This is a genomic window from Flavobacterium longum, assembly GCF_965137575.1.
Lineage (GTDB): Bacteria > Bacteroidota > Bacteroidia > Flavobacteriales > Flavobacteriaceae > Flavobacterium > Flavobacterium longum.
Window position 1 is genome coordinate 328,601 of sequence record NZ_CBCRZJ010000002.1, and the last position, 13,967, is coordinate 342,567.

Consider the following 13,967-nt stretch of genomic DNA (forward strand, 5'->3'; position numbering starts at 1 on the left):
GGGCAAATTACCCGAAACTTTCATTTCTTTGCAATTGTTTATGACCATTACAGACACACACACGCACTTATACAGCCGTCAGTTTTCCGAAGACCGCGACCAGATGATGCAACGTGCAATCGATGCCGGCGTGACAAGATTCTTTATTCCGGCGATTGATTCGACGTACGCCGCTGCGATGTATGATTTGGAATCGAAATATCCAGACCATGTTTTCCTGATGATGGGTTTGCACCCGACGCACGTAAAAGCCGACACGATGGAAGCTGAACTTGCGTTCGTTGAAGCGGAATTTGCACGCCGAAAATTCCATGCCGTCGGGGAAATCGGGATTGATTTGTATTGGGACAAGTCAACACTTGGCATCCAGAAAGAAGCGTTCGGCAGGCAAATCAGGTTGGCCAAGCATTATGGTTTACCGATCAACATCCACGGGCGCGACGCGTTCGATGAAATATTCGACGTGTTGGAAAGCGAGCGCAGTGATGACTTGTTCGGGATTTTCCATTGTTTCAGCGGGAATAGATCGCAAGCCGAAACCGCGATTTCCCTCGGGATGAAACTCGGCATTGGCGGCGTGGTGACGTTCAAGAACGGCGGGCTCGACCAATTCTTACACGAGATCGATCTCAAAAACATCGTGCTCGAAACCGATTCGCCATATCTGGCGCCGGTGCCTTACCGCGGCAAGCGCAACGAAAGCAGTTACCTGACGCATGTGGTCTCCAAGTTGTCTGAAATCTACGGTTTATCGGAAGCCGAAATCGCGCGGATTACGACCGAAAATTCCAGAAACGTATTCGGGATTTAACAGCAAATTTGGGTTGGTTTAAGGAAAAATGTGTTAATTTGTTTCCACAAACCAAAAAACCATAGATGTCAAAGTTTGACGCCATCCGGCCCTTTTATGACGCCGAAGTGAACGATGCGATTTGTTCGTCGCTCAACCATCCGATGATGAAGGCGCTGATGAACTTTACCTTTCCGGGCGTGGATGACGACATCTGGAAAGAGCAACTGCGCCGCACGTACTCCATCCGCGATTTCCAAATCAATTTCATTTACCGCGCCCTGATGAAAGTCCTCGAGAAAACCTCGGATGGATTGACCACTTCGGGCTTTGAGAAACTGGAGAAAAACACCGCGTATCTGTTCATTTCGAACCACCGCGATATTATTCTGGACACCTCGCTCATCAACGCGAGTTTGTTTGATCATGGCTTGGTGATGACCGCATCGGCCATTGGCGACAACCTCGTGCAACGGAATTTCCTGCATACGTTATCCAAACTCAACCGCAACTTTTTGGTGCAACGCAATTTGCCGCCGCGCGAGCTATTGATGAGCTCCAAGCTGATGTCTGAATACATCTGCAGGTTGCTGCGCCGCGAAAACCGTTCGGTCTGGATTGCCCAGCGTGAAGGCCGCACCAAAGACGGCAACGACGAAACCCAGCAAGGCGTTTTGAAAATGCTTGCCATGGGCAGCGATGCCGAAAACCTGATGGATTACTTCAGGAAAATCAAAATTGTCCCGGTTTCGATTTCCTACGAATACGACCCGACTGATGCGCTCAAAATGCCGCGGTTGCTCGCCGAAGCCAAACAGGAAATCTACAAGAAAGAGAAAAACGAGGATTTCATTACACTGATGAGCGGCATCATGGGCCAGAAAAAGCGCATCCACATCCACGTGGGCGACGTGCTCAAAAATGAATTCGACGCCATTGAAACGCAGCACGACAATACCAACAAGCAAATTCAGGCGTTGGCGCAAATCATTGACGACGCGGTCCTGACGGGCTACAAGTTGTGGCCTACCAATTACATTGCGTACGATTTGCTTCACGGTACCCAAAAGTTCGCCGATAAATACACCGAAAGCGAAAAGTCGATTTTCGAGCGCCGATTGGAAATGCGGATCGATGAGAACAATCCGGTGGCCGTGCAAGGTTTCCTCGCCATGTACGCCAACCCGGTGGTGAACAAAATGAAATACGCCGATGCAAACTAAGCCAAATATCCTGCTCATTTACACCGGCGGCACGATTGGCATGATGAAGGATTTCGCAACCGGCGCGCTCAAGGCGTTCAACTTCGCGAAACTCCTCAATAAAATCCCTGAACTCAAACAGCTCGACTGCGACATCGAAACCATTTCGTTCGACCAGCCGATTGATTCCTCGAACATGAACCCGAATAAATGGGTGAAGATTGCTGAAATGATTGAATCAAATTACGAATCGTTTGACGGTTTCGTGATCTTGCATGGTTCGGATACGATGTCGTATTCGGCCTCTGCGCTGAGTTTCATGCTCGAAAACCTGGACAAACCCGTCGTGTTTACCGGTTCGCAGTTGCCCATCGGCGATTTGCGTACCGACGCCAAGGAAAACCTCATTACGGCCATCCAGATTGCCTCGATCCAGAAAGACAACAAGCCCGTAATCAGGGAAGTTTGCCTGTATTTTGAATACAAATTGTATCGCGGCAACCGCACGACAAAAATCAACGCCGAACATTTCAACGCGTTCACATCGTCCAACTATCCGCCGCTGGCCGAATCGGGTGTGCATCTGAAAATCAACCATGAATATTTGTTCGGGAAAAAGCCGTCGGGTTCGCTCATTGTCCATAAGGAAATGGACGACAACGTGGCCATCATCAAACTTTTTCCGGGCATTAACGATGCGGTGCTGAAAGCGATCCTTGGCATCCCGAACCTGAAAGGCGTAGTGTTGGAAACTTATGGCGCAGGCAACGCACCTACCGAAGATTGGTTCGTGACGGCCATCGGCGATGCCGTAAAAAACGGCTTGCACATCGTAAATGTGACGCAGTGCGCGGGCGGAAGCGTGAATATGGGCCAATACGAAACCAGTACGAAACTGCGTGAATTCGGGATCATTTCCGGCAAGGACATCACGACCGAAGCCGCCATCACCAAACTGATGTATTTGCTCGGACACAACGTTTCGGCGCACGAGTTCAAGACGGTTTTCGAGACACCGCTGCGGGGCGAAATTTCCTGATATGCCATTGACTACTTTCCATAAAACCCGTTTGGCGCCCACACCGAGCGGCTTTTTGCACATCGGGAATGCTTACTCTTTTGCGCTCACGGCTGCATTGGCCCAGCAAACCGGCGCATCCATCGTGTTGCGCATCGACGACATGGACCGCGAACGCGTGCATCCGGAATATGTGGACGACATTTTCGACACCGTGAATTTCCTGGACATTCCTTGGCACGAAGGCCCAAAAGACGCAGCGGATTTCGAGACACATTTCTCGCAACGCCACCGCTTGCCGCTGTATGAAAAAGCATTGGAGCGCTTGGTTGCTACCGGATTGGTTTACGCCTGCGATTGTTCGCGGAAGCAAATCAGTGAACAATACGGCGGCGTTTATCCGGGCACTTGCCGCCGCAAGGGAATTCCGCTTGATACACCAGACGTTTCGTGGCGCATCGATACAGAGAATGCCGCTTCCATAGGCGTAAAGCAACTCGACGGCAGTTTTGTTTATACGGTGCTTCCGCCGGAGATGCAACATTTTGTGGTTCGGAAAAAAGACGGTTTCCCGGCGTATCAGCTCACATCGTTGGTGGACGATTTGTATTTCGGGATAGACTTAATCGTACGCGGCGAAGACCTTTTTCCATCGACATTGGCGCAGTTGTTTTTGGCCGCACTTCTACGGGAAGACAAATTTCTGGGCGTCACATTTTACCATCACGGATTGCTTAAGGATGGCGATCGGAAATTGTCGAAGTCGGCGGGTGACGGGTCGATAAGGCATTTGCGGAAGTCTGGTTACAATTCGAAAGAAGTTTACGGGATGATTGGCCGCCAAGTGGACGGCATATTGACGCATTGGCGCGATTTCGAGCAAATAAATCCTTGATTGATGCGGAAAATTTAATCGCATCGGCTTTCAAAAATCAGTTTTTTTTGTGTTCTTTGCACCCGAACTAGAGAGGTGTCCGAGTGGTTGAAGGAGCAAGCCTGGAAAGTTTGTATGTGGGTAACTGCATCGAGGGTTCGAATCCCTTCCTCTCTGCATTAGAATGCGCTTCGTGAGAAGCGCATTTTTCATGCTGACAAACGCGGAAAGCCCAAAGCTTTCCTAAGTTTGGCAGTATGAACAATGCTGGCCGCTGATAGGCGGCGCATGCGTGATGACAGAATCCCCACTCCGGGATCATGCAATAATCCCTGACGCGGTTTGGCAGCGTGAAAAATGAGAGCCGCTGATAGGCGGCGCATGCGATGACAGATTCTCCCATTGGGAATCATGCAATAATCCCTTGCTAACTTTTGGCGAGTGAGAAATGCAAACCGCAGATAAGGCCGCGAATTTGCGACGACAGACGCTCATTTCGGCAGCATACAATGATCCGCTGTTACGCCGAAACGGTACCGATTCCCGCCAACAATTCTTCCAACACTTCCACTTCCACGTGATCCATCACGACGATTTTGTACCATTGATTGCCGCCGCCGTGCTTTTCGGGAACGAGTTGGAAACGAGAGGCAAGTTCGGGACTGACGAATTCGGCGTTGAGGGTGACGATGTTCATGAACGGCTCACGGAAATAGCCCACGCTAAGTTCGTTCAATTGTTTGCAAAGCCAGTCGGTACGCATCTGCAATACCTTGACCTTCTCGAACCAGCCGTTGTAGCCGTAGGCTTTCAGGATCATCCAGACCGCGATGACATTGGCACCCGAGCGGCTGCCGCAAAGCGTCAAATCTAATCCTTCCACGTAGCTTGCATCTTCGGTAAGGACGTTTTCGATCAAGCCATTTCGGCAAAGAAAAATCCCTGTTCCGTATGGCGCCTGCAACATTTTGTGGGCATCGACGGTCATCGAGGAAATGTCCGGGTTGGTAAAATTCAACGTGCTGTCCTCGTTGAGAAACGGATAGATGAAACCACCGTATGCCGCGTCGATATGCAGAAAAAAAGGCAAATTCCGTTGTTTCAGCGCTTCGGTATACACCAACGGATCGTCCACAGAACCGAACATCGTCGTGCCCATGTTGGCCACCACGATGAAGTACTTTTTCCCGTTCCGGATGGCCTGCTCCAGCAAGTTTATATAGGCGGGCGTATCGATGGCGCGCGTGTGGAAATCAACCGGTACTTTGATAAAGTCAACCATCAATAGGTTTGAACCTTTTGCGATGGAATAGTGCGTGTCTTCGGAAGTGATGATGGCAATTTCGTCGAGTCTGGCTGCGTGTTTCTTCAGGAAAATATTCCGGTAAATCCAGAGCGCCTGAATGTTGGCCTCAGTACCGCCGGCCGCAATGTAACCGTCGTAGCTGTTTTCCTCGGCCTTGAAGATGGTTTCGGCAACGATAGATAGTGCATCCCGCTCGATGCGTTGCGTACCGCTGAAGGCGTGTTCAGATTTGCCCACGGTATGGCAACCGATGTGATTGGGGTTGGCCACGTAGGCCGAGAGCAGCGGTGCATCTTTCAGGAATGGCGCGTCGTGGAATACTTTTGTGTCGAGCCGGGACACCGGGTAACCCAGCGCGTAACTGCCGTCGTTGAAATTCACATTTTCGGCCAACGCTTTCAGGATGTGGCGTTGCGCTTTTTCTGGCCTGCTTTTCTTCCAGTCTTTCATCGAAAATTTTTCGCAAAAATCCGGCTATTTAACTTCCGCCGATATGACTCTTGTCATATTTACCCGCGGTGCTTCGGGATATTTTTGCAGTCCTATTTCCCAGATTTTCCAGTTATGACGCCACTCCAACAGGCCATACGGCAATTGAAACTTGAAAAGGATGCAGTCATTCTTGCGCATTATTATCAGGAAGAAGCCATCCAGGAAGTGGCCGATTTCATTGGTGACAGTCTGGCGCTGGCGCAGCAGGCCAAGCGCTGCACGCAATCGATTATCGTTTTTGCGGGCGTGCATTTCATGGCCGAAACCGCAAAAATCCTCAATCCCGAAAAGAAAGTGCTGTTGCCCGATTTGAACGCAGGTTGTTCCCTGGCCGATTCCTGTCCGCAGGACACATTCGCAGATTTCATCGCACGGCATCCGGGCCATGTCGTGGTCACCTATATCAACTGTTCCGCGGAGATCAAGGCATTGAGCGACTATGTTTGCACGTCTTCCAACGCGGCGACAATCATCGGATCCATCCCAAAAGACCAACCCATTATTTTTGCGCCTGACCGCAATCTCGGGAAATACCTGAACACCATTACTGGAAGAAATATGTTGCTTTGGGACGGTTCATGCGTTGTCCACGAAGCGTTTTCTTTCGACAAGTTGATGGAACTGCACCGCCAGCATCCAGGCGCGCAGATCATCGCGCACCCCGAATCGGAAACGCACATCCTGGAAACGGCCAGCTATATCGGCTCAACCGCCGGAATGATCAATTACGTGAAAAAAAGTCCGCACGACAAATTCATCATTGCCACCGAAGCCGGGATTTTGTACAAGATGCAACTGCAAGTGCCGCACAAGACGCTAATTCCTGCGCCGGCCGTGGAAGACAACACTTGTGCGTGCAGCGAGTGTGCCTACATGAAGGTCAATACGCTACAGAAATTGCACGACTGCCTGCTGCATGAAACGCCCGAAGTAACCATTGCGGAAGGCTTGCGCCACCGTGCTTTGCAACCCGTTGAACGCATGCTTCAGTTGTCCTGATGAACAAGGCAGATTATCTTATCATCGGCTCCGGGATTGCCGGACTGACCTTGGCCATTCGGCTGGCCGAACGTTTCCCTGACCGCGCCATCGTCATCGTCACCAAAGCCAACGAGGAAGACTCCAACACCCAATACGCACAAGGCGGTATTGCCATTGTGCTCGACGACACCACCGATTCATACGAAAAACACATCCGCGACACGCTCATTTGCGGCGATGGCTTATGCGATGAATCCGTGGTGCGAATGGTAGTGACCGACGGCCCGAAACGCTTCCGGGAATTGCTGGATTGGGGCGCCAGATTTGACCGTGGTGGTTACGGCCATTTTGATTTGGGCAAGGAAGGCGGACACAGCGAAAGCCGCGTGTTGCATCATAAAGACCAAACCGGTGCCGAGATCGAGCGCGCCATTTTGGCCAAAGTGAGGCAACTGGAAAACATTACCGTGCTCGATCACTTTTTTGCAGTCGACGTCGTGATGTGTGACGGCTCTTGTATTGGCGTAACAGTATTGCATGAAAAAACGTCGGAACTGGTGCAGCTATATGCCGGATTTACGATTCTGGCCACCGGCGGCATCGGGCAAGTGTACGGCCACACGACCAATCCTTTGATTGCGACCGGCGACGGCGTGGCGATGGCGCATCGGGCAAACGCCCAAATCCTCGATATGGAATTCATCCAGTTCCATCCCACGGCATTCTACGAAAAGAAGGCAGGCGCGGCATTTTTGATTTCGGAGGCGGTGCGTGGTTTCGGGGCATTGCTCAAGACCAAAGAAGGTCGGCGGTTCATGCCGGATTATGATAGCCGGGGCGAATTGGCCTCACGCGATATCGTCTCGCAAAGCATCCACGCCGAACTCGAGAAAACGGGCGACGATTGTGTCTATCTCGATTGCACGCATCTTAACCACGAAAAATTCATGGCACATTTCCCGATGATCCATCGCTATTGCATGGATCACGGCGTGGATATCCGCAAAGACTGGATTCCGGTGCTTCCGGCGCAACATTATTTGTGCGGCGGCATTGTCGTGGATGAGCACGGAAGAACGTCCATCGACGGTTTGCTGGCTTGCGGGGAATGTTCACGGACAGGGCTGCACGGCGCCAACCGGCTGGCTTCAAACTCCTTGTTGGAAGCGCTGGTCTATTCGCACCAGATCTACGCATATCTCGAACGGCAAATGCCAAAACCATATGGCGTTCCACCGAAAACAACCCGCATTGCAAAACCAACCGTCAATGCATTGTTCGTAACCGGATACCGTAGAAAACTGCATGAGCTGATGCTTCGGCACGTGGGCATCGTCCGCAGGGATTCGGGGTTGGCGCTGGCAGCGAACAGCATTGCCCAATGGGAAAAGGAAATTACATCGCTTATCAGCACGCACGCGCCATCGGTGGCTTTATACGAAACCCTGAACATGTTGCAAGTGGCCGGACTGATTGTGTCGGCATCGAGGGAAAGGACCGAAAACCGAGGCGGCTTCGTGAAAATATCCTGAAGCGGCCACGCGAAATTTGCTTTTTTGCGCCGCGACAAAACAGTTGTTTTTTGTACCTTCGCCCAAAACCACACCATGCGGCAGCTGCTTTTTTTAGTTTGTTTCTTCACGGCTTTTACCGGCTTTGCGCAAGATTCTTTGTTGGTGGCTGCGCCGAAGAAAGAAGAACCGAATTTCGCCGCGCTCGATTCGTTGTATCGCGAAGACCAATTCTACATCGGGTTTACCTACAATATTTTGCAGAACAGGCCGGATGGTTTCAAGCAAAAAAAGTTCTCGTCAGGGTACAGTTTCGGGTTTTTGCGCGATATGCCCATCAACAAGTCGCGCACTTGGGCCATCGCGGTTGGGTTAGGGTATGCCATCAGCAACCTGAATCAAAACCTGACCATTATCGAAAACAGCGGCGATTACCAATACAGCCTGCTGCCGTCCGATCTGGCTTATGACAAGAACAAGCTCATCCTGAATTACGCGGAATTGCCTTTGGAGATCCGATGGCGCACGTCGACACCTGCCACGCACAAATTCTGGCGCGTGTATACCGGTTTTAAGTTTAGTTATCTGGTGTTCAGCAAATACAAATTCAGGAACGGCGGCGACAAGTATACCGTGAACGGCATCGATGACATTGACCGCATCCAGTATGGTATGTACCTGGCCACCGGATTCAACACCTGGAACCTGAATATCTATTACGGTTTCAACCCGATTTTCAAGTCGGCATCGCTCGATGGCAATGACTTGAATGTACACACGCTCAATATCGGGTTGATGTTTTACATCTTATAGCCACAAAAACCAAAACCCGACCTGCGGCAACAGGCCACATGAAAATCCGAGGATCAATTCCTTGAAATCGTGGGCTTTCATCTCCAGTCGTGACGAAGCCGTCAATCCCGTAACCAACAATAGGAAAACCACCAACCAGACCGCATTGCGTTGCGCATGGATACTCAACCCGATCACAAACAACAACATCGCCGCCATCGCCGCCATATGCAAACTTACCCTGATTTGCGCGAGGGCGAAACCCAGACAAGCTGCCGATGTCACGAGTGCGCCCAAAAAGAAAAAGAACAATTCCGGGACGCGGTGCGGCGAGATGCTTTGCCAGAGCAACAACAAAATGAGTAAGGTTTGCAACAGCAACGGAACGCGCCGTTGCCGCACATCGGCGAGCATGACAGAATCGGCCTTTCCGGCGGTTTTCAGCAGAAAGTAAAATGCCATCGGAATCAGTATCGTGACGATGATGACCTGTACGATCAAAAGGAAAATCTCAGCCGGGAAAATATACGTTTTACGCAACACGAAAAAGCAAACCGTCGTGTACAGTGGAATGAACAGCGGGTGGAACAAGTAGGAAAAAAAAGCGAGAAATCTGTTCAAAGTTCAAAGTTCAAGGTTCAAGGAATGGGTCTCGCAATTGAAATTCACGCTAAATCTTCTTCCGCATCCGCGCCACCGGAATCTCGAGTTGTTCGCGGTATTTCGCAATCGTGCGACGTGCAATGGGGTAGCCTTTTTCCTTGAGGATTTCCATGAGTTCTTCGTCCGGTAACGGTTTGCGTTTGTCTTCGGCGTCGATCACATCGCGCAGGATTTTCTTGATTTCCAGGGTCGATACTTCTTCGCCTTGGTCGTTGAGCATGCCTTCCGAAAAGAACTCCTTGATGAGCTTGGTGCCGTACGGCGTATCGACATATTTGCTGTTGGCCACGCGCGAAATCGTGGAAATGTCCAACCCGACGATGTCGGCGATGTCTTTCAGGATCATCGGTTTGAGTTTCGTTTCGTCGCCGGTCAAGAAGAAGCCTTCCTGGAAATGCATGATGGCGTTCATGGTCACGAACAGCGTTTCTTGGCGTTGCTTGATGGCGTCGATGAACCACTTGGCCGAATCGAGTTTCTGCTTGATGAACATCACCGCGTCTTTCTGCGCCTGTGACTTTTCCCGCGAATCCTTATAGGTCTGCATCATGTCTTTGTAGTCACGCGAGACATGCAACGTAGGCGCGTTGCGGCCGTTGAGCGTGAGTTCGAGTTCGCCGTCCACGACACGGATGGTAAAATCAGGCACGACGTGTTCAATCAATCGTGTACTGCCCGCAAAGGAATTTCCGGGTTTTGGGTTGAGCTTCTCGATTTCGTCTATGGCTTTCTTGAGCTGTTCGAGCGAAATCCCGTACTTGCCCTGAAGTTTGTCGTAGTGTTTCTTGGTGAACGCATCGAACTGGTTTTCCAAAATGTCGAGCGCCAACCCGACAGATTCCGTCGGGGTTTTGTGCTTGAGTTGCAGCACCAGACATTCCTGCAAATCACGCGCGCCCACACCGGCCGGTTCCAGCTCATGGACGATGTGCAGGATTTTTTCCACGGTTTTCTCGTCGGTGTAAATGCCTTGCGTGAAGGCCATGTCGTCCACCAGATCGGTCAGGCTGCGGCGCAAATAGCCCATGTCATCAATGCTGCCTACGAGGAATTCGGCGATGTCGCGTTCTTCGTCCGTCAGGATAAACGTGTGCAATTGGTTCAACAAATCCTGGTGGAAAGACGTTCCGGCGGCCAGTGGTGTTTCGCGCTGTTCTTCGTCGGAATAATTGTTTGCCGAATATTTGTAGTCCGGCGTTTCGTCGTCGCTGAGGTATTCGTCGATGTTGATTTCGTCGGCCTCGATACTGTCGTTGTCGTCATCGAAATCTTCTTCATTGTCGAACTCGTCCTTTTCGTATTCTTCCTCCTCTTCCTTACCGGATTCCAGTGCCGGATTTTCGTTCATCTCTTCCTTGATGCGTTGCTCGAAGGCTTGCGTAGGCAACTGGATCAGCTTCATGAGCTGGATTTGCTGCGGAGATAATTTCTGCGAAAGTTTGAGGTTGAGCGATTGCCTGAGCATAATTCCTAATGGCTATTAATGCTCAAATTTACAGAATTTGGAACTATTTTTTTGCGTCTCGGGCAATAAAATGCACCGTGGCCGAATGGAAATGTTACGGCCAACAGCGTCAGGGATATAAAGGGGTTTTGGCTTATTCAATCGCCTTGACTACGGCCTTCTCCGCTTCTTTCCGGCTACCGTCAAAGCCATCTACGCCGGAAACCGTCGTGTATTTCAAGACATATTTCTTGCCCGGGTTGAGCCTTTGGTAAACACTCTGGCACATCAGCGTGGCTTCGTGGAAACCGCAGAGGATGAGCTTGAGTTTTCCCGGATACGTGTTCACATCACCAATGGCATAAATGCCCGGAATGTTGGTTTGGTAATCCAAGGAATTGTCTACTTTGATGGCGTTCTTTTCAATCTCCAAACCCCAGTCTGCAATGGGGCCGAGTTTGGGAGAAAGCCCGAAGAGCGGAATGAAATAATCGGTTTCGATGCGTTCGGTTGCACCTTCTTTGTCGATGTCAACCCATTGTAGATGGCCGTCGCCGCCAAGTGCAACCGCCTCACCGGGCGTAACCAGACGGATTTTGCCCAGCGATTTCAGTTCCTGCACTTTTTCTACAGAATCGAGCGCGCCGCGGAATTCATTTCTTCTGTGGATGAGCGTGACTTCTGAGGCAACGTTGGCCAGGAAAATAGACCAATCCAGCGCCGAGTCGCCGCCGCCGGCAATGAGCACGCGTTTGTTGCGGAATTGCTCCGGATTCTTGACGAAATAGTTGACGCCTTTGTCCTCGAAATTCTCAATGCCTGCAATCAACGGTTTGCGCGGTTCGAAACTGCCCAGCCCGCCGGCAATGGCGATGGCTTTGGCCTTGTGTTTCGTGCCTTTATCTGAGGTGACGATGAATGATCCGTCGTCGAGTTTATCGATGGTTTCGGCGCGCTCGCCCAAGGTGAAACCAGGTTGGAACTGCTTGATTTGTTCCATGAGGTTGTTGACCAAATCGCCGGCCAGGACTTCGGGAAAACCGGGAATATCGAAAATGGGCTTCTTCGGGTAGAGTTCTGCGAGCTGGCCGCCGGGTTGCGGCAAGGCGTCGATAATGTGGCATTTGAGTTTGAGCAAGCCGGCCTCGAAGACCGCGAAAAGCCCGGTTGGCCCGGCGCCGATAATGAGGATATCTGTTTCGATCATAAGATGATTTTTGTAAACCGCCACAAATTTCGGTTGGCGGCGGACAAGTGTAAATGATGGTTGTCAGGCCCGCGTTAGGGATGGAAGCTTTGTCTAAGCTCTTTGCGAGACCTCTGAGGTTTAAGTGCGTTTTATACCGTTCTGTTACGGTTCTGCTTCAAAACCTCAGAGGTCTGCAAAAGCGAGTGCGGACAGCCCGGCCCGCAGGGAAACGCCCAAATCTAAGCGACGTTGGTTACGGTTTCTATCTGTGGCGCGAACTTCTTGATGGTGGTTTCTACGCCGGCCTTCAAGGTCATTTTGTTGATGCTGCACGCATTGCACGCGCCTTCCAGCCGCACCTTGACGTGTTTGTCGTCTTCGATGCCGATGAGCGTGATGTCGCCGCCGTCTGAATTCAGGAAGGGCCGGATTTCATCGAGTGCCAGCATTACGTTGTGTTTTAGTTCTTCGGTATTCATTTCAAATTCCAAATTAATTTGCTTTTACTGCAGAACATCCGGCCATGGTGGTGATCTTGATGGCTTCGGTTGGCGGCAGGCTTTGGTTGCGCAACACGGTTTGTTCGACGACGTTGCGCGTGATTTCGGTAAAAATATCGGCAATTGGAGCGCCGTCCTGCATCGCGGCCGGACGGCCAAAATCACCGGCTTCGCGCACGGACTGTACGATTGGGACTTCGCCCAAGAAAGGCACTTCGAGGTCTGCGGCGAGATTCTTGGCGCCTTCGCGACCGAAGATGTAATATTTGTTTTGCGGCAACTCGGCCGGGGTAAAATAGGCCATGTTCTCGATGATGCCCAACACCGGAACGTTGATGGCTTCGGAGAGGAACATCGAAACGCCTTTCTTGGCATCGGCGAGCGCGACGGCTTGCGGTGTAGAAACGACGACCGCGCCCGTAATCGGCAACGACTGCATAATGGACAAATGGATGTCACCGGTACCCGGCGGCAGGTCGATGAGCATGAAATCGAGTTCGCCCCAATCTGCATCGAAAATCATCTGGTTCAAGGCTTTTGATGCCATCGGGCCGCGCCAGATGACCGCTTGGCTTGGTGCGGTGAAAAATCCGATGGACAAAATCTTGACTTCGTAACTTTCGATCGGTTTCATCTTGGATTTTCCCTCGACGTTCACCGAAATGGGTTTTTCGTTTTCTACATCGAACATTATCGGCATCGACGGACCGTAAATATCGGCATCGAGTACACCGACTGAAAAGCCCATTTTGGCCAGGCTTACCGCGAGGTTTGCCGTGACGGTTGATTTCCCGACGCCGCCTTTTCCGGAGGCAACGGCGATGATGTTCTTGATTCCCGGAATAGATTTCCCTTTAACTTCGGGTTTTTCGGGCGTTTCCACCTTGACGTTGACTTTTACTTTGGCATCGGCAGAAATGTGTTCGTGGATGCATTTGACGATGTCTTCTTCGGCGCGTTTGCGAATGTGCATGGCCGGGCTGGAAATCACCAAATCCACGACGACTTCATCGCCAAAAGTCAGTACGTTGGCGACCGCGCCGCTTTCGACCATATTTTTTCCCTCGCCGGCCACCGAAATGGATTCAAGCGCCTTGAGGATTTCTTTTCTATCGAGTTTCATGAATGTCTTATTAAGACTAAATTTAGATTGCAAAGATAGGGAGCAATTGATAATTGGCAATGGATAATTGACAATTGCTGAT

At 51.0% G+C, this 13,967-nt stretch carries 13 protein-coding genes and 1 tRNA gene; 8 read left to right on the top strand and 6 right to left on the bottom strand.

Translation table 11 applies throughout. From position 1 onward, the window contains the following. The first annotated feature begins 40 nt into the window (after positions 1 to 40). The 5 genes from ACM9J1_RS04455 to ACM9J1_RS04475 all read left to right on the top strand — a co-directional run bounded on the left by ACM9J1_RS04455 (position 41) and on the right by ACM9J1_RS04475 (position 4,061). Positions 41 to 811 carry a TatD family hydrolase gene (locus ACM9J1_RS04455; protein WP_415580739.1) on the top strand — a complete coding sequence of 257 codons (771 nt, stop codon included), beginning with the start codon at positions 41 to 43 and terminating at the stop codon, positions 809 to 811. Positions 812 to 876: 65 nt separating this feature from the next. Next, on the top strand, positions 877 to 2,013 hold the full coding sequence (locus tag ACM9J1_RS04460) for a 1-acyl-sn-glycerol-3-phosphate acyltransferase (protein ID WP_415580740.1): 1,137 nt from the start codon (positions 877 to 879) through the stop codon (positions 2,011 to 2,013). Next, entirely contained in the window at positions 2,003 to 3,031 is a 1,029-nt protein-coding gene (locus ACM9J1_RS04465; RefSeq protein WP_415580741.1) for an asparaginase, read from the top strand. Before ACM9J1_RS04460 ends, ACM9J1_RS04465 begins: the two co-directional genes overlap by 11 nt. Position 3,032: 1 nt before the next feature. Next, positions 3,033 to 3,905, top strand: coding sequence for a glutamate--tRNA ligase family protein (locus tag ACM9J1_RS04470; protein WP_415580742.1), 873 nt, complete (start codon positions 3,033 to 3,035; stop codon positions 3,903 to 3,905). Between the two features lie 69 nt (positions 3,906 to 3,974). Further along, a tRNA-Ser gene (locus ACM9J1_RS04475) sits at positions 3,975 to 4,061 on the top strand. 343 nt (positions 4,062 to 4,404) lie between these two features. On the opposite strand, the gene ACM9J1_RS04480 is transcribed toward ACM9J1_RS04475, so the two are convergent. Next, positions 4,405 to 5,640, bottom strand: a complete 1,236-nt coding sequence (locus ACM9J1_RS04480) for a pyridoxal phosphate-dependent decarboxylase family protein (protein ID WP_415580743.1) — start codon at positions 5,638 to 5,640, stop codon at positions 4,405 to 4,407. A 114-nt stretch (positions 5,641 to 5,754) separates the two neighbouring features. Between ACM9J1_RS04480 and nadA the strand changes: the two genes are divergently transcribed. From nadA to ACM9J1_RS04495, 3 genes are all read left to right on the top strand, one after another. After that, entirely contained in the window at positions 5,755 to 6,681 is a 927-nt protein-coding gene (nadA, locus tag ACM9J1_RS04485; RefSeq protein ID WP_415580744.1) for a quinolinate synthase NadA, read from the top strand. Next, positions 6,681 to 8,195 (top strand): L-aspartate oxidase, encoded by a 1,515-nt coding sequence (nadB, locus tag ACM9J1_RS04490; RefSeq protein ID WP_415580745.1) that lies wholly within the window; start codon positions 6,681 to 6,683, stop codon positions 8,193 to 8,195. Before nadA ends, nadB begins: the two co-directional genes overlap by 1 nt. Before the next feature lie 75 nt (positions 8,196 to 8,270). Next, complete coding sequence (locus tag ACM9J1_RS04495) at positions 8,271 to 8,987, top strand: porin family protein (RefSeq protein WP_415580746.1); 717 nt, start codon at positions 8,271 to 8,273, stop codon at positions 8,985 to 8,987. Here the strand turns inward: ACM9J1_RS04495 and ACM9J1_RS04500 are convergent. The 5 genes from ACM9J1_RS04500 to ACM9J1_RS04520 form a co-directional block, all read right to left on the bottom strand. Then, a complete protein-coding gene (locus tag ACM9J1_RS04500) occupies positions 8,982 to 9,587 on the bottom strand; it encodes a hypothetical protein (RefSeq protein WP_415580747.1) in 606 nt (201 codons plus the stop codon). The genes ACM9J1_RS04495 and ACM9J1_RS04500 overlap by 6 nt on opposite strands. Before the next feature lie 49 nt (positions 9,588 to 9,636). After that, positions 9,637 to 11,094, bottom strand: coding sequence for an RNA polymerase factor sigma-54 (rpoN, locus tag ACM9J1_RS04505; protein ID WP_415580748.1), 1,458 nt, complete (start codon positions 11,092 to 11,094; stop codon positions 9,637 to 9,639). A gap of 133 nt (positions 11,095 to 11,227) precedes the next feature. Further along, positions 11,228 to 12,280, bottom strand: a complete 1,053-nt coding sequence (locus ACM9J1_RS04510; protein WP_415580749.1) for an NAD(P)/FAD-dependent oxidoreductase — start codon at positions 12,278 to 12,280, stop codon at positions 11,228 to 11,230. 221 nt (positions 12,281 to 12,501) lie between these two features. Then, the gene (locus ACM9J1_RS04515; protein ID WP_415580750.1) at positions 12,502 to 12,741 is read right to left on the bottom strand and encodes a NifU family protein; all 240 of its coding nucleotides are present in this window, start codon (positions 12,739 to 12,741) and stop codon (positions 12,502 to 12,504) included. Between the two features lie 13 nt (positions 12,742 to 12,754). Next, positions 12,755 to 13,885: an Mrp/NBP35 family ATP-binding protein gene (locus tag ACM9J1_RS04520; RefSeq protein ID WP_415580751.1), complete on the bottom strand. Its 1,131-nt coding sequence runs from the start codon at positions 13,883 to 13,885 to the stop codon at positions 12,755 to 12,757. Positions 13,886 to 13,967 lie beyond the last annotated feature (82 nt).